This is a genomic window from Phenylobacterium aquaticum (assembly GCF_947378715.1).
GTDB lineage: Bacteria > Pseudomonadota > Alphaproteobacteria > Caulobacterales > Caulobacteraceae > Phenylobacterium > Phenylobacterium aquaticum_A.
Genome location: NZ_CANCLE010000104.1, coordinates 1 through 14,280, shown reverse-complemented (window position 1 = coordinate 14,280; position 14,280 = coordinate 1). Strand labels below are relative to the sequence as shown.

Sequence of the window (14,280 nt, the reverse complement as noted above, 5' to 3'; positions counted from 1 at the left end):
CTGGACGCCGCCGAGGTGTTCCGCACCAGCCAGGCTGTCCTCTCGCAAGGCGAGGGCCCGGCCGAGGCCTTCCGCCTGGCCGAGGTTCCCGGCGTCGCCGTCGAACCGCTGAAGGCCGAGGGCCGCAAGTGCGCCCGGTCCTGGCGCATCCTGCCGGAGGTCGGCTCCGACCCGCGCTATCCGGACCTGTCGCTGCGTGACGCCGAGGCCGTGGCCGCCTGGGACGCCGCCCGTGGCTGAGGACACACCGGCCTCGCCTGCGCCCTTCGCCACGCCCCTGGGCTGGATCGCCTATGGCCTGGCGGCGGCGACCATCCTGCTCGACCAGATCAGCAAGGTCTGGATCCTGGAGGGGCTGAACCTGCCGCTGCGGATCACCGTACCGGTGGCTGGGCCTCTGAGCCTGACCATGGTCTGGAACCGCAGCATGAGTTTCGGTCTGCTGCGCGGCAATGAGGACCTGCTGCGCTGGGGACTGACGGCCTTTTCCCTGGGGGTCGCGGCCCTGCTTGCCGCCTGGACCCGCAGGGCGGAACGGCCCTTCATGGGCCTGGGGCTGGGTCTGGTGATCGGCGGGGCCATCGGCAACGCCATCGACCGGGTGCGGTTCGGGGCGGTGGTGGACTTCATCGACGTCACCCGACTGGGCTTTTTCCCCTGGGTTTTCAATGTCGCCGACAGCGCCATCACGATCGGCGTCATCTGCCTGCTGCTGGATTCCGCGCGTCGCGAACCCAAGGCGAGCTAATGCGCGTTGGCGTATTTTGCCGTTTGCGCTATCGATCTTTCCTTCCCGGCCGGGGGCGGCCCTACGGAGCCTGTACTTCATGCGTCTGAACCGAGTGATCGTTATGACCGCCCTTGTCGGGGCCGTGGGTCTGGCCGGGTGCCAATCCACCCGCAAGGCCCTGGGCATGACCAAGGTCACCCCCGATGAATTCCGCGTCGTCGCCAAGGCCCCCCTGGTGGTGCCGCCTGACTACGCCCTGCGCCCGCCGGCCCCCGGTGAGCCGCGCCCGCAGGAGCTGCAGCCTGAAAGCGCCGCCCGCGCCGCCCTGCTGGGCGTCCGCGAGGCCCAGGACCGGTCCGACGGCGAAAAGATGCTGGTCGCCAAGGCCGGCGCCGACAAGGCCGACCCGCTGATCCGCTTCGTGGTCGACGACGAGAACGGCGATATCGCCCACAAGGACAAGAGCTGGGCCGACAAGGTCATGTTCTGGAAGGCCGGGCAGCCCAAGGCCGCCGGCCCGACCATGGCCGAGGGCGACACGCCCGCGCCCGTGGACGCGGTGTCCGAGGAAGCCCGGATCAAGACCGTGCTCGGCGACAAGCCGGTGATCATCGCCCGCACCAAGCCGACCCGGTTCAAGCTACCGGGCCTGTAGAGCTCACGCTCCTCCCCCGGCGCGAAGCGCGTCTTGGGGGAGAGCAGGCCATTTTCTACTCCTCGCCCGGCGTCTTCACCGTGAAGCCCTGGGCGCGCAGGCGGTCCAGCACCCCACCCTGGGCCAGCAAGGGGCGTAGCTGCACCACCGCCACGGCGTGGCCTGGCTGCTTCAGGGCCGCCGCTATGGCGCCGGCCTGATCGGCCTTCAACCGGGCGTCGAGATCGCCGGCCCCGGGCGCGGCGTTCAGGCACTTCTCATAGCCCCGCTCGCCGCCCAGCGCCGCGCGCACTTCGCCCTCGGCCCAGGCCTGGGCGGCGCGGCGCGCGCTGCCCTCACCAGCCTCCACCTCATCGAGCGCATCGTCCAGGCAGGCCCGCTGGGCCGCCGGCGAGGTCCGGAGCGCGGCGCCCATGATCGGCCCCAGGGGATAGACCTTGGTCTCGATCTTCAGCTTCCGGGCCTTGGCCAGGCGGGCGATGGTCTTGGCTGGATCGGCGGCGGTGATGTGAGCGGCCTCGCGATAGTCGGAGACCAGCAATATGCCCGCGGCCAGGCCGTTCTTCAGGGCGTAGCGCTTGGCGGGCTGGCCGACCCGGGTGCGGGCGGCGACGAAGCGGGCCCTCAGCGCCGGGTCCAGCGTCTCCTCGATCGGGGTCTTGGATTTCATGCGGGCGAGGTCGAACAGCACCCCTGGGGCGCCCAGCACACCCACCCCGACATTGTTGAACGGCAGGATCACCCGGTTGGCGCCCGTCAGCCGGCGTTCGAGCACCGCGTCGTCCCAGGCGAAGCTCTTGGGCATGTTGGACGGCACGCCCAGCACATAGACGGTCGAATCGCCGTCCGAGACCCGCCACCAGGCCGGGCCGCGATCCCGGGCGGTGACCACCAGCTCCTCGACCAGTACGGCGTCGGGATCATTGGGGTCCGGCGCGGGCGGCGCCTGGGCCACGGCCGGAAGCGCCAGAAGGCAGGCGGCCGCCAGGCCGAGGAGATGTCTTGTCCGCGTCATGTCACACCATCCGGGCGCCCCCCCGGAATCGTCCTATATTGAGAGGCTGGAGCCTGACTGACCATGCCGATCCGCCGCCTTCCGCCCGAAACCGTCAACCGCATCGCCGCTGGCGAAGTGGTCGAACGTCCTGCGAGCGCGGTCAAGGAATTGGTGGAGAACGCCCTGGACGCCGGGGCGGCGTCGGTCGAGGTCCAGGCGGACGGCGGCGGCCTGACCCGCATCCTGGTGGCCGATGACGGCCAGGGCCTCACCGCCGAGGAGCTGCCGCTGGCCATTGAGCGCCACGCCACCTCCAAGCTCGGGCCCGACGTCCACGGCGACTACGACCTGTTGCAGATCTCCACCCTGGGCTTCCGGGGCGAGGCCCTGCCCTCCATCGGCTCGGTGGCGCGGCTTTCCATCAGCGCCCGGGCCAAGGGCCAGGCCGAGGCCCATGCGATCCTGGTCGAGGGCGGCGCCGTGGGCCAGGTGACCCCCTCAGGCTTCCCCGGGCCGCATGGGGCGCGGGTCGAGGTGCGCGACCTGTTCTACGCCACCCCCGCCCGGCTGAAGTTCATGAAGTCCGAGCGTACCGAATCGCTCGCCATCGCCGAGGAACTGAAGCGCCAGGCCATGGCCCATGAAGCCGTCAGCTTCACCCTCGACATCGACGGCCGCCGCACCTTGCGCCTGCCGGCCGAGCGCAAGGGGCCGGAGGGCCGCCTCGCCCGCCTGGCCGCGATCATGGGCCGGGACTTCCAGGACAACGCTCTGGCCGTCGACTATGAGCGCGAGGGGGTGAAGCTGTCGGGCTTCGCCGGCCTGCCGACCTTCAATCGCGGCAACTCCGCCCACCAGTACCTGTTCGTCAACGGCCGGCCGGTGCGCGACCGGCTGCTGCAGGGCGCCCTGCGCGGCGCCTATGCCGATTTCCTGGCCCGCGACCGCCATCCGCTGGTGGCGCTCTATCTGGAGCTCGATCCGTCGCAGGTGGACGTCAATGTCCACCCGGCCAAGGCCGAGGTGCGGTTCCGCGATCCGTCCCTGGTGCGCGGCCTGATCGTCGGCGGCCTGCGCCATACCCTGGCCGGCGCCGGCCACCGGGCGGCGACCACCGTGGCCACTGACGCCCTCAATGGCTTCCGGCCCGAAAGCCGCCCGGGCGGATATGTCCCCGGCTATATCCCGCCGCCCCCGGCTCAAGGGTTCTCGGCCTGGCGGATGGGGGGCTGGAACCCGACGCCGGGAAGCGGCGGCGGCATGGCCGCGGCCCTGGCCCAGGCCCTGCCCGGACTGACCGAGGTCTCGGCCCGCTCCGACTATCCCGACGCCGCCTATTCACCCGGCATGGCCGAGGGCCCGACGGCGCACGTGACCTTCGACCCGGTCGACTTTCCGCTCGGCGCCGCCCGGGCCCAGGTGCACGAGACCTATATCGTCGCCCAGACCCGCGACGGGGTGGTGATCGTCGACCAGCACGCCGCCCATGAGCGGCTGGTCTATGAGCGGATGAAGGTGGAGATGGCGCAGGGCGGCGTCTCCCGCCAGGCCCTGCTGCTGCCCGAGGTGGTCGAGCTTGATCCGGCAGAGGCCGAGCGGGTGGCCGCCAAGGCCGACGAACTGGCGGCCCTGGGCCTGATGGTCGAACCCTTCGGGCCCGGTGCGATCCTGGTGCGGGAGACCCCGGCCCTGCTGGGCGAAACCGATGTCGCCGGGCTGATCCGCGACATCGCCGATGACCTGGCCGAGAACGGCCAGGCCCTGGCGCTGAAGGAGCGGCTGGAGGAGGTCTGTTCGACCATGGCCTGCCACGGCTCGGTCCGGGCCGGCCGCCGCCTGACCGCCCCGGAGATGAACGCCCTGCTGCGCCAGATGGAGGCCACCCCCCATTCCGGCCAGTGCAACCACGGCCGCCCGACCTATGTCGAACTGAAGCTGGCCGACATAGAGCGGCTGTTCGGACGGCGGTGATCGAACCCTCGCCCGGCTCTTCGGCGCGAGGGGGCTATTCCAGCTCGGTCTCTGCGAAGTGCTTCATCGCCGCGGCCAGGTAGTCCGTTAGTCCCGCAGCCCGCGCCTCGTAGCGGGCCCGGAACTCCGGGTTCTCCTGATAGAGGTGTCCGAGGCCAGCGAAAGCCTCCGCGGTCGGGGTTCGGTTCCATGACCTTGCGACCCAGGCATGGAGCTTACGAACCGAAGTCCCCACCGCCGCACAGTCAGGCGGCAAGCCCTGGGCCAAAGCCTGGGCCATGGCGGTCTCGATCGCGTCGAACTCGGCCTGGGCGGCGTCGAACTGGGCCTGCTTCCAGTCCTTGGCGCCGGCCTTGGCCTCATCGATCCGGCCCTGCATCTCCGCGCCGTAGTGCTCAACCAGCCAAGCCTCATGGGCCGCCTGCTTCTTGGGATCAAACCCCTTGTACATCGCTTTCTCGTCCATCTTTCCGTCTCCTTCGAGGGCGGCGAGGGTGCTGTCGAGGGTCTTCACCAGCTCGCGGTAGCGCCTGGCCTCGGCGGCCAGCCGCATGCGATGCGCCTTGAGGGCGGCCACGCGATCGAAGTCCGGCGCGTCCAGGGCCAGGCGGATCTCGTCCAGGGGGAGGCCAAGCTCCCGGTGGAACAGGATCTGCTGCAGGCGCAGAAGCTCATCCGGTCCGTAGTAGCGGTAACCGTTCTCGCCGACGGTCATGGGCTTCAGGAGCCCGATCTCGTCATAGTGGCGCAGGGCGCGGATCGAGAGGCCCGAAAGCCTCGCCACCTCGCCCACCGTGAAAACACCCATGGCTCCTCGCCCGTTGCTGACGGACCGATCACTGGGACCTCTCGCGACGGGAGGGTCAAGAGGCGCCTCTTGCGGTCTTTTCGCGACGTCCTAGGATGGTCGCTGGTTCAGATCTCTGGGGAGTTCATGTCCGAGATTGCGTTCGAGGCCCGGGCCTAACCGCCGACCGGCGTCCTCGTAGCCATTGGCGATTCAGGCCCTTCGTCCGCGCCCCCCTGGAGCGGGCGCGCTGTCTCATGCCTGAACCCGGACGATCCCTTGAACATTTCCAAGCCGCTGCAGCGGACCCTCCACGCCCTGGCCCAGGGCGGTGTCATCGTGCTTGAACGCGATGAGCGCGGAACCATCATCGACGCCGAATGCCTGACCCGCGAGGGCTGGCGCCTGGCCGATTGCGATCTCGCCCTCTTCAAGGACCTCAAGAGGAAGAAACTGATCTCCAGCCAGAACGGCCGGCCCTATCGCATCACCCGCGAGGGACTGATCAATCTGCGGGCCCAGCTCGACAACCGCACCAGCTCACGCGGCTGGTGACGAAAGCCGCAGGAAATGGACGCGCGCGGCGCCGTAGTCGCGCGCATCCAGCTTTTCATAGCCCGGCGCGTCGAAGTCCGGTTCGTCAGAGCCGCGCTCGAACACCACGATGGCCTCGGGCGCCAGCCAGCCGCCTTCGGCCAGGCGGGCCAGCGCCGTCTCGCCCAGGCCCTTGGCGTAGGGCGGGTCGAGGAAGGCGATGGCGAAGGCCGGACCATCGCTCCCTGGGCGCTGGCCGAGATCAGTGGCGTCGCGCCGATGCACCCGGGTGCGGCCAAACAGGCTGAGCGCGTCGACGTTCTCGCGGATCGCGCCCCGCGCCGCCTCGTCGGTCTCGACGAACAGGCAGAAGGCCGCGCCTCGCGACAGGGCCTCAAAACCCAGCGCGCCGGAGCCGGCGAACAGGTCGATGACCCGCGCGTCGCGCAATTCCGGGCCCCAGGCGGCGTGCTCCAGGATGTTGAAGATCGCCTGGCGGGCGCGGTCGGAGGTGGGCCGGGTGGCCGGACCGGAGGGCGCGATCAGGGCCTTGCCGCGAAATTCGCCGGAGACGATGCGCATGGGAGATCCTTCGGGGGTCGAGGCGCGGGACCTTGCCCCGACCCGCCGCGCGATCCAAGCTTCGCGCCAACAGAAAGAACGCAAGGGGGAAGACGCCATGGGCCTGGTCACGGTCGAACAGCGGGGCGCGACGCGCCTGGTCACCTACGCCAACCCACCCTTCGGGACCATGACCGCCCAAGGCTCGGTGGAGATGCTGGCCGCGCTCAGCGCCGCCGCCGAGGACCCGACCGTCCGCGCCATCGTCATCACCGGCGGCGTGCCGGGGATTTTCGTGCGCCACTATGATGTGGGCGAGCTGTCGGTGATGTCCGACGGCCTGGCCGGCGCGCCGCCCGCCCCGGCTGGCGGCAGCGGCGGCAAGCCTGGCGGGACCTTTGGCGAGATGGTCGATGTCATCGCCGCCGCACCCAAGCCGGTGATCGCGGCGATCAATGGCCTGTGCATGGGCGGCGGCTTCGAGATGACGCTCGCCTGCGATATCCGCATCGCCGGCGCGGACGTCACCGCTATCGGCCTGCCGGAAACCCGGGTGGGCATTTTCCCGGGCGGCGGCGGGACCCAGCGCCTGCCCCGCATTATCGGCGAGGCGCGCGCCCTGGAGATGATCCTGCGCGGCCGCACGGTCACCGGTCCGGAAGCCGGCGAGATCGGCATGGTGCACGAAGTGGTCGCCGATCCCCTGGGCCGCGCCCTGGAAATCGCCGCCGAGTTCGAGGCCAAGGGCCCCGACGGGGTCGCCTACGCCAAGCGGCTCACCCGCGCCGCTTTGGACCGCCCCCTGGCCGAGGGCCTGAGGGACGAGCGTCTGAGCTTTGTCGAGGTGATGAAGACCCCTTCGGCCCGCGAGGGCCTGAAGGCCGGGCGTCCGCCCGCGGCGATCCAGAGCCTTTGAACTCAGGCTTTCCGGCGAAGCTGCGCTCCGGGCCTGGCTTGTCGGACTTTGGTCGCTCGGATGCGGGACGGGCGCTCGCCCGTGGTGGTCCGGAGTCCTTGAACGCGGGCTTCCCGGCGAAGCTGCGCTCGGGACGCGGCTTGTCGGACGTCGGTCGATCGGAGCGGGGGGGCCTGGGCCGATCGGCCTTTGCGTAATCCGGGCGGTCGAAGGCCGGGCGCTCGGCGCGGGGCTTGTCCGGGCGCGGCCCTTCCGGACGAGGGGCCGGCTTGGCCGGACGATCACGGGTTCCCCGCGCGTTGAGACCTGGCGGCCCCTTGTCAGCGCTCGCGGGGCGAGGCTTGCCGGCATAGGCGGGACGCGGCGCACCAGAACGGGCCGGCGCGCTGCGCGGCTTGTCGGCCTGGGCGGCGGCGGCATCGCGCGGCGCCGACTTGGCGGGCCGGTCGCGGGTTCCGCGCGCGTTGAGGCCGGTCTCGGCGCGGGATCGTTCGGCCGCTGCCACCACAGGCCGGGGGCGGTCGCCACGCGGCTTGCCGGGACCGATCACGGCGGGGCCGGGCTTGGACGGCGCCTTGCCCTGTGTCTTGGCGGCGTGGCCGACCTTCTTCTTCGGCTTGGCCCAGCCGGACTTGTACTCCGGCTTTTCCTTGCTGCGGGCGGCAGGCGACGGTTCCTGAGCCGCAGCGACCAGACCGGGATCGGGTTCGCCCGGCGCGCGACGACCGGCGCCCGGACGGCGCTTGGGCATATATTGCGGACGATCGCCCTTGGGCATGTTGTCGGGTTCGATATGGGCGGCCAGCTGCTCGCGAATCACGCGCGGCCCCACCTCCTCGACCTCGCCCTCGCGCAGGGTTCCCAGCGCGAAGGGGCCATAGGACAGGCGGATCAGGCGGTTCACCTGCAGCCCCAGATATTCCAGCACCCGGCGGATTTCGCGGTTCTTGCCCTCGGCCAGGGTGACGGTGATCCAGAGGTTGGCGCCGGACGGGCCGTCCTTGGCCTTGTCGAGCCGGGCCTCGATGGCCCCATAGCGGACACCTTCGACCACCACCCCGTCCTTCAGGACGTCGAGCCGCTCCTGGGTGATCCGGCCATGGGCGCGGGCCCGATAGCGGCGGGTGATCTCCGCATTGGGCATTTCCAGGGCGCGGGCCAGCTCACCATCATTGGTCAGCAGCAGCAGGCCCTCGGAATTGAGATCCAGGCGGCCGACCGAGATCAGCCGGGGCAGCTCGGGCGGCAGGGCCTCGAACACGGTCGGGCGGCCTTGCGGATCCTTGTGGGTGGTCACCAGGCCGACGGGCTTGTGATAGCGGAACAGGCGGGCGGGCTCAGCCTCGTTCACCACCTCACCGTCGACGGTGAGGATGTCGCCGGGCTCCACCTTCACCCCCGGCGTGGTCAGGGTCTTGCCATTGATCGCGACCCGTCCGGCCTCGATCAGACGCTCGACATCGCGGCGGGAGGCGACGCCGGCGCGGGCCAGCGCCTTGGCGACTCTTTCACCTGCGCCTTGACCTTCGGGGCTGTCCTGGGTTCGTTGGGGGTCGTGGATCATGATCATCGCACCATGCGCATCGCCCTGCAGGCGGCGCAAGACGCCGCCGCACGGGGCGAGACCCCCGTGGGCGCCGTCGTGGTCGATCCAGCCACCGAGGAGGTCATCGCCATCGGCTCAAACGGTCCGATCGGCAGCCATGATCCGACCGCCCACGCCGAGATCGTCGCCCTGCGCGAGGCGGCCCGCAAGCTGGGCAATTATCGGCTCACCGGTCTGACCCTGGTGGTGACGCTGGAACCCTGCGCCATGTGCGCGGGCGCGATCAGCCACGCCCGTGTCGGCCGCCTGGTGTTCGGCGCCGACGACGCAAAGGGCGGCGCCGTGATCCATGGCCCGAAGTTCTTCGACCAGCCGACGTGTCACTGGCGGCCCGAGGTCACCGGCGGGGTGCTGGCGCTGGAGAGCGCCGAACTGCTGCGAGGGTTCTTCCGGGCGCGGCGGCGAAAATCCTAGACCAGCCCCGCCTTGTACAGCGCCAGCAATTCACCCCAGGCGCGCTCGGCGGAAGCCGGGTTGTAGACGGCCGAGCCCGGCACGCACCAGCCGTGCAGGGCGCCGTCATAGACCTCAATCTTGGCTGGGACGTTCGCTGCGGCGAAGGCGGCCTTGAGCTGGTCCTTGGCGTCGGGCTGGCGCTGGTCGTCGTTCATGGCGACGCCGAAATAGAACCGCGCCTTGATCTTGGGGACCAGCAGATGGGGGCTGTCCGGGGCGGCTGTCACCAGGCCGCCGCCATGAAACGAGCCGCCGGCGCCGATCCGGGCCGGCAGGGCCGCCGCCGTCTGCATCGTCATCGGCCCGCCCATGCAATAGCCCTGGACCCCGGCCTTGGCCTTCCGGTTGGTGACCTTCTGGGCGTCGAGGAACGCGACGAAGGCGACGGCGTCGCGGGTCACCGCGTCGGGGGTCAGCGGGGCGCGGATCAGGGCCAGCTTGGCGCGGTCGTCGGCATTGGCGAAGTCGAAGGGGCCGGTGAACACCGGGGCCGGGCGCGAGCGGTAGAAGGGGTTGGGGACCAGGACGACATAACCCTCGGCCGCCAGCCGCTTGCCCATGGCGCGAAATTCCGGTCGCAGGCCGAGCGCATCGGGCCAGATCAGCACGGCGGGCCAGGCGCCCTTGCCGGCCGGATGGAACAGGGCGGCGTCGCAGGACCCGTCGGTGGTCTTGATCGTCACGTCGCTCTCGACGACCTCGGCGGCCTGGGCGCCCGTGGCCACGACCACGGCGCCGGCGGCGCCGACGGTGAGTGCGGTGAAATCGCGTCGCGAAAGGGCGTCGGTCTGATCGTCCAGCATGAGGGTCTCCCAAGGCGGCCGAAATGGGCCAGCCCAGGAACTATCCCTCAAGCCCGGCGCGGCGTCACCCCGCGTCCTATCCGAAGATCGGGAACCAGCCATTGGAGCGGGCGCGAACGCCCTCCTCGGCCAACAGGGCCATCAGGGCCTTCCGCTTCGGACCGTCCGGGGCGAAGCGGAGTTGGCGGGTGTAGTTGGCGACATTGCAGCGGTGCAGAAACTCGTCTCGCGACTTTTCCATGGCTGTCTCCCCGGCGACGCGTGCGACGCCTGAGAGAACAACCCGCCCGGGGCGATCCCGATCCCTCGCCCGGCGGCTAAATTCGCCGGGACCTGACCCGCGTCAGGCCAGCTTGGCGTCCACGGCGGCGAGCACCGCCTTGGTGTCAGTCTTGAAGCCCTGGGCCTCCAGCGCTTCGCACAGGGCGCTGAGGCACAGGCGCACGTGCCAGGGGGTGGCCGAGGCGCCCATCAGGCCGATGCGCCAGATCTTGCCCTTGAGGGGGCCAAGGCCGGCGCCGATCTCCAGGTCCCACTTGGCGAGCACATGGGTGCGCACCGCCGCTTCATCGACGCCATCCGGCACGAGCACCGCATTCAGCTGCGGCAGGCGATAGGGTTCGGCGACCAGCAGCTTGAGGCCGGCCGCCTCAAGGCCCGCAGCCAGGGCCTCATGGGTGCGAGCGTGGCGAACCAGGACGGCTTGCTGGCCCTCCTCGAACAGGGCGACCAGGCTCTCGTGCAGCCCATAGAGCGCGTTGATCGGGGCGGTGTGGTGATAGGTCCGGCCGCCGTCGCCGCCCCAGTAGGCCATCAGCAGATTGAAATCCAGGAGCCAGTTGCGGACTTTGGTCTTGCGGCCGCTGATCGCCGCCTGAGCTCGCTTGGAGAGCGCGATGGGCGACAGTCCCGGAGGGGCCGACAGGCACTTCTGGGTGCCGGAATAGACCACGTCGGCGTCCCAGGCGGCGACGTCGACGACGATCCCACCCAGCGAGGTCACGCAGTCGACCACCGACAGGGCGCCGTATTTGCGGGCCAGCGCGCACAGCGCGGCGGCGTCGGAGCGCGCGCCGGTCGAGGTCTCGGCGTGGACGAAGGCCAGCACCTTCACCGGGCCACCCTTCAGGGCTTCCTCCACCTTGGCCGGGTCGACCGGCAGACCCCAGTCGAACTCGACCTTGATCACCTCGGCGCCGGCCCGGTCGGCCATGTCGGCCATGCGACCGCCAAAGGCGCCGTTGACGGCGATCACCGCCCGGTCGCCGGGCTCCAGCAGGTTCATGATCGCCGCTTCCATACCTGCCGTGCCGGGGGCCGGCAGGGGCACGCAGGCATGGTCAGGGGCGTTGAACAGCCGCGACATCGCCGCCTTGATCTCCTCCATCAGCTTCTGGAACTCGGGGTCCAGGTGGCCGATGGTCGGGCGGGCCAGGGCGGCCAGCACGCGGGGACTGACGTCGGAGGGGCCAGGGCCCATCAGGATGCGGCGCGGCGGCTGGAAGCTTTGCATGTGTCTCGTCCCCGGTCTTGGCTTTGGGCCGGGACGCTTAGGCCGGGACGGCGGCGGAGGCAATCTTGGCGTCAGGCCAGGATCTTGTCGGCGATCCGCTGGCGGTGGGCGTCATCGATCCCCAGGATGTCGCGCAGATAGGCGTCCATGGAGCCGCAGCGGGCCTCGATCTCGCTGAGCGCCGTATCAAGATAGGCCTCATGGACGCTGACCGCGACGCGCAGGGCGTCGTCGCTCAGGGTCTTGCCGGTGAGGTTCCTGACGTAGTCGCGCAGGAAATTCACCCGATGGATGATCCGGCCCTCGTGGTTGGTCGCCAGATAGTCGGCGACCAGGTCGTCGCGATGCACCCCGGCGATATGGTGGGTGAAGGCGCAGATCATGCCGGTGCGGTCCTTGCCCGCCGCGCAGTGCACCACCACCGCCCCGTCGGCTTCGGCCAGGGCCTGGAAGTAGCGGCTGAACAGATCCACGTGCCGGGCCTCGAAGGGGCCCCGGCGATAGAAGCCGATGCTGTCCTCATAGAACCAGTTTCCGTCGATATCGGGGACGCTGGCCAACAGGGTCGCCCAGTCGCCCTGGGCGTCCTCGATGTCGTTCTCGATCACCCGGCCGGAAAAGCCCTCCCAGCGCCTCGAAGGCTCGCGCTGGCGCTCCAGCGGGCGCCGCAGATCGACGATCACCTCGACGCCCAGGTCGCGCATGGCGGCCAGATCGGCCTCAGTAGCGTTGGCGTGGTTGGCGGAGCGATAGAGCACGCCGCGCTTCAGGCCGCGGCCGCAGGCGGTGTCATAGCCGCCGAAGTCACGGAAGTTCTCGACGCCCTCGAGGGGGATGTGACGGGTCATGAGCCTGATCTACTGCCGGATGCGGGCCCGGCGCAATCTCACGTCGCGGGCGTCATCTCCGCCAGCACCTGGTCCGGATCGAGCCCCAGGCCCTCGATCCGCTTGCGCCAGCGCTCCAGCGCCCCGTCATAATAGTCGAAGATGCAGGGGCAGCAGCCGCGATGGCAGCACTCGGCGTCGTCGGGGCGCGTGGGCGGACGGGGGACGACGGGCGGGCTCATCAACGCGGGTGTAGCGCCCGGCCGCCGAGACAGGCAATCCTCGCGGCCATGACCGACCACCACTTCACCACCTCTGATCGGGTTCGCATCGCCTATGGCGTCCAGGGCGAGGGCCGACCGGTCATGCTGCTGCACGGCTTCCTGTCGAGCGGCGCGCGCAACTGGGCCGCGCCGCGCCTGGTCCAGGCCCTGGTCGAAGCCGGCCGCCAGGTGATCACGCCGGACGCCCGGGGCCACGGCGCATCCGACGCGCCAACCGATCCCGGCTTCTGGCCTGCTGATGTCATGGCCCGCGACGTGGTGGAGCTGGTCGCCCACCTGGGCCTCATCGACTACGATCTCGGCGGCTATTCCATGGGCGGGCGCACCGCGATCCGCGCGATCGCTGGCGGCCTGCGGCCCCAGCGCCTGGTCATCGGCGGCATGGGCGAGACCGCGATCATGGAGGCCGGCCCCCGCGCCGAGGCCTTCGAGGACGCGATCCGCCGTGGCCCGGCTGCCCAGGACGCCGCCATGGGTGGGGCGCTCCACAAGCTGATGGCTGACCAGGGCCTGAAGCCCGAAGCCATGTTGGGGGTGCTGGCCTCGTTCCAGCCGACCACCGAGGCCGAGATCAGGGGGATCAAGATCCCCGCCCTGGTGCTGATGGGCCGCGACGACCACGACAACGGCTCCGGCCAGACCCTGGCCGACTGGCTGGGCGGGCGGTTCGTGCAGGTTCCGGGCGATCACGGGACCGCCGTCGCCGGCCGGGCGTTCCGCGAGGCTCTGGTCGCGTTCCTGGCCTAGCGGAACGGCGGCTCGTCGAAGCTGCGGAGCTTGCGGGAGTGGAGCCTGGGCCCTTCCTGGCGCAGCAGGTCCATGGTGGCGATGCCGATCTGCAGGTGCTGGCCGATGGCGCGTTCATAGAAGGCGTTGGCCTGGCCGGGCAGCTTCAGCTCGCCGTGCAGCGGCTTGTCGGAGACGCAGAGCAGGGTCCCGTAGGGCACCCGGAACCGATAGCCCTGGGCGGCGATGGTGGCGCTTTCCATGTCGATGGCCACGGCGCGGGACTGGTTGAACCGCAGCGCGCTGGAGGAATAGCGAAGCTCCCAGTTGCGGTCGTCGGTGGTGACCACCGTGCCGGTCCGCAGACGGCGCTTGAGCGGCTCGCCGGTCTCGCCGGTGACCAGCTCGGCGGCCCGGTTCATGGCCACCTGCACCTCGGCGATGGCCGGGATCGGGATTTCCGGCGGCAAGACCGAGTCCAGCACATGGTCGTCGCGCAGATAGGCGTGGGCCAGGACATAGTCGCCGATGGTCTGGGAGCCGCGCAGCCCGCCGCAGTGGCCGATCATCAGCCAGGCCTGGGGCCGCAGCACCGCCAGGTGGTCGCAGATGGTCTTGGCGTTGGAGGGGCCCACCCCGATATTGACCAAGGTGATGCCGGCCCGGCCCTCGGCCATCAGGTGATAGGCGGGCATCTGGTGCCTGCGCCAGGCGCCGTCAGCCACGGCCTGTTCCGGATTGGGCGTGTCGGCCGTGACCATCACCCGGCCGGCGGCGGAGAGCGCGGTATAGGGCCCGCCCGCCTTCAGCTGCTGGCAGCCCCAGCGGACGAACTCATCCACATAGCGGTGGTAGTTGGTGAACAGGATGAACTGCTGCACGTGCTCGGCCGGGGCGCCGGTGTAGTGGGTCAG

At 70.3% G+C, this 14,280-nt stretch carries 17 protein-coding genes and 1 pseudogene; 8 read left to right on the top strand and 10 right to left on the bottom strand.

The window, feature by feature from the left end; genetic code table 11:
• The 3 genes from Q7P21_RS13760 to Q7P21_RS13750 all read left to right on the top strand — a co-directional run.
• Positions 1-240, top strand: a 240-nt coding sequence (locus tag Q7P21_RS13760) for a hypothetical protein (RefSeq protein ID WP_304177515.1), incomplete at its 5' end; no start/stop codon positions are given.
• Entirely contained in the window at positions 233-748 is a 516-nt protein-coding gene (gene lspA, locus Q7P21_RS13755) for a signal peptidase II (RefSeq protein WP_304177513.1), read from the top strand. The genes Q7P21_RS13760 and lspA, both read left to right, overlap by 8 nt.
• Positions 749-827: 79 nt before the next feature.
• The gene (locus Q7P21_RS13750; RefSeq protein ID WP_304177512.1) at positions 828-1,385 is read left to right on the top strand and encodes a DUF3035 domain-containing protein; all 558 of its coding nucleotides are present in this window, start codon (positions 828-830) and stop codon (positions 1,383-1,385) included.
• A 55-nt stretch (positions 1,386-1,440) separates the two neighbouring features.
• Here the strand turns inward: Q7P21_RS13750 and Q7P21_RS13745 are convergent, their stop codons facing one another.
• Complete coding sequence (locus Q7P21_RS13745) at positions 1,441-2,400, bottom strand: TraB/GumN family protein (protein WP_304171772.1); 960 nt, start codon at positions 2,398-2,400, stop codon at positions 1,441-1,443.
• A gap of 63 nt (positions 2,401-2,463) precedes the next feature.
• Here Q7P21_RS13745 and mutL point away from each other — a divergent pair, with 63 nt between their 5' ends.
• A complete protein-coding gene (gene mutL / locus Q7P21_RS13740; protein WP_304177510.1) occupies positions 2,464-4,353 on the top strand; it encodes a DNA mismatch repair endonuclease MutL in 1,890 nt (629 codons plus the stop codon).
• A 34-nt stretch (positions 4,354-4,387) separates the two neighbouring features.
• Here mutL and Q7P21_RS13735 read toward each other — a convergent pair whose 3' ends face one another.
• Positions 4,388-5,161, bottom strand: coding sequence for a MerR family transcriptional regulator (locus Q7P21_RS13735; protein ID WP_304171974.1), 774 nt, complete (start codon positions 5,159-5,161; stop codon positions 4,388-4,390).
• A 258-nt stretch (positions 5,162-5,419) separates the two neighbouring features.
• Between Q7P21_RS13735 and Q7P21_RS13730 the strand changes: the two genes are divergently transcribed.
• Positions 5,420-5,695: a YjhX family toxin gene (locus tag Q7P21_RS13730; RefSeq protein WP_304171976.1), complete on the top strand. Its 276-nt coding sequence runs from the start codon at positions 5,420-5,422 to the stop codon at positions 5,693-5,695.
• On the opposite strand, the gene rsmD is transcribed toward Q7P21_RS13730, so the two are convergent.
• Positions 5,681-6,256 (bottom strand): 16S rRNA (guanine(966)-N(2))-methyltransferase RsmD, encoded by a 576-nt coding sequence (gene rsmD / locus Q7P21_RS13725; RefSeq protein ID WP_304171978.1) that lies wholly within the window; start codon positions 6,254-6,256, stop codon positions 5,681-5,683. The two genes, Q7P21_RS13730 and rsmD, sit on opposite strands and share 15 nt — an antisense overlap.
• Between rsmD and Q7P21_RS13720 the strand changes: the two are divergent.
• Positions 6,153-7,058, top strand: a pseudogene (locus tag Q7P21_RS13720) (enoyl-CoA hydratase/isomerase family protein); the annotation flags it as partial. The gene rsmD and the pseudogene Q7P21_RS13720 overlap by 104 nt on opposite strands.
• On the opposite strand, the gene Q7P21_RS13715 reads toward Q7P21_RS13720, so the two are convergent.
• Positions 7,012-8,715: a pseudouridine synthase gene (locus tag Q7P21_RS13715; RefSeq protein ID WP_304177508.1), complete on the bottom strand. Its 1,704-nt coding sequence runs from the start codon at positions 8,713-8,715 to the stop codon at positions 7,012-7,014. The pseudogene Q7P21_RS13720 and the gene Q7P21_RS13715 overlap by 47 nt on opposite strands.
• 12 nt (positions 8,716-8,727) lie before the next feature.
• Here Q7P21_RS13715 and tadA point away from each other — a divergent pair, with 12 nt between their 5' ends.
• Positions 8,728-9,171 carry a tRNA adenosine(34) deaminase TadA gene (tadA, locus tag Q7P21_RS13710; RefSeq protein WP_304177507.1) on the top strand — a complete coding sequence of 148 codons (444 nt, stop codon included), beginning with the start codon at positions 8,728-8,730 and terminating at the stop codon, positions 9,169-9,171.
• On the opposite strand, the gene Q7P21_RS13705 is transcribed toward tadA, so the two are convergent.
• The 5 genes from Q7P21_RS13705 to Q7P21_RS13685 all read right to left on the bottom strand — a co-directional run bounded on the left by Q7P21_RS13705 (position 9,168) and on the right by Q7P21_RS13685 (position 12,598).
• Entirely contained in the window at positions 9,168-10,016 is an 849-nt protein-coding gene (locus Q7P21_RS13705) for a dienelactone hydrolase family protein (RefSeq protein WP_304177505.1), read from the bottom strand. The two genes, tadA and Q7P21_RS13705, sit on opposite strands and share 4 nt — an antisense overlap.
• A 76-nt stretch (positions 10,017-10,092) precedes the next feature.
• Entirely contained in the window at positions 10,093-10,257 is a 165-nt protein-coding gene (locus Q7P21_RS13700; RefSeq protein ID WP_304177503.1) for a hypothetical protein, read from the bottom strand.
• A 102-nt stretch (positions 10,258-10,359) separates the two neighbouring features.
• Positions 10,360-11,529 carry an alanine--glyoxylate aminotransferase family protein gene (locus Q7P21_RS13695; RefSeq protein ID WP_304177501.1) on the bottom strand — a complete coding sequence of 390 codons (1,170 nt, stop codon included), beginning with the start codon at positions 11,527-11,529 and terminating at the stop codon, positions 10,360-10,362.
• A gap of 71 nt (positions 11,530-11,600) precedes the next feature.
• Complete coding sequence (locus Q7P21_RS13690; RefSeq protein WP_304171340.1) at positions 11,601-12,377, bottom strand: tyrosine-protein phosphatase; 777 nt, start codon at positions 12,375-12,377, stop codon at positions 11,601-11,603.
• A 38-nt stretch (positions 12,378-12,415) separates the two neighbouring features.
• Positions 12,416-12,598: an oxidoreductase-like domain-containing protein gene (locus Q7P21_RS13685; RefSeq protein ID WP_304171339.1), complete on the bottom strand. Its 183-nt coding sequence runs from the start codon at positions 12,596-12,598 to the stop codon at positions 12,416-12,418.
• Positions 12,599-12,646: 48 nt separating this feature from the next.
• Between Q7P21_RS13685 and Q7P21_RS13680 the strand changes: the two genes are divergently transcribed.
• Positions 12,647-13,387, top strand: a complete 741-nt coding sequence (locus Q7P21_RS13680; RefSeq protein ID WP_304171337.1) for an alpha/beta fold hydrolase — start codon at positions 12,647-12,649, stop codon at positions 13,385-13,387.
• Here the strand turns inward: Q7P21_RS13680 and Q7P21_RS13675 are convergent.
• The coding region (locus Q7P21_RS13675) for an AMP nucleosidase (protein WP_304177500.1) at positions 13,384-14,280 on the bottom strand (897 nt) is incomplete at its 5' end. The genes Q7P21_RS13680 and Q7P21_RS13675 overlap by 4 nt on opposite strands.

Coding starts and splice junctions, on each gene's coding strand:
- Q7P21_RS13750 (WP_304177512.1), top strand. CDS start 828: ATGCGTCTGAACCGAGTGATCGTTATGACCGCCCTTGTCGGGGCCGTG.
- Q7P21_RS13705 (WP_304177505.1), bottom strand. CDS start 10,016: ATGCTGGACGATCAGACCGACGCCCTTTCGCGACGCGATTTCACCGCA.
- Q7P21_RS13690 (WP_304171340.1), bottom strand. CDS start 12,377: ATGACCCGTCACATCCCCCTCGAGGGCGTCGAGAACTTCCGTGACTTC.
- Q7P21_RS13700 (WP_304177503.1), bottom strand. CDS start 10,257: ATGGAAAAGTCGCGAGACGAGTTTCTGCACCGCTGCAATGTCGCCAAC.
- tadA (WP_304177507.1), top strand. CDS start 8,728: ATGCGCATCGCCCTGCAGGCGGCGCAAGACGCCGCCGCACGGGGCGAG.
- Q7P21_RS13695 (WP_304177501.1), bottom strand. CDS start 11,529: ATGCAAAGCTTCCAGCCGCCGCGCCGCATCCTGATGGGCCCTGGCCCC.
- Q7P21_RS13735 (WP_304171974.1), bottom strand. CDS start 5,161: ATGGGTGTTTTCACGGTGGGCGAGGTGGCGAGGCTTTCGGGCCTCTCG.
- Q7P21_RS13685 (WP_304171339.1), bottom strand. CDS start 12,598: ATGAGCCCGCCCGTCGTCCCCCGTCCGCCCACGCGCCCCGACGACGCC.
- mutL (WP_304177510.1), top strand. CDS start 2,464: ATGCCGATCCGCCGCCTTCCGCCCGAAACCGTCAACCGCATCGCCGCT.
- Q7P21_RS13745 (WP_304171772.1), bottom strand. CDS start 2,400: ATGACGCGGACAAGACATCTCCTCGGCCTGGCGGCCGCCTGCCTTCTG.
- Q7P21_RS13680 (WP_304171337.1), top strand. CDS start 12,647: ATGACCGACCACCACTTCACCACCTCTGATCGGGTTCGCATCGCCTAT.
- rsmD (WP_304171978.1), bottom strand. CDS start 6,256: ATGCGCATCGTCTCCGGCGAATTTCGCGGCAAGGCCCTGATCGCGCCC.
- Q7P21_RS13715 (WP_304177508.1), bottom strand. CDS start 8,715: ATGATCCACGACCCCCAACGAACCCAGGACAGCCCCGAAGGTCAAGGC.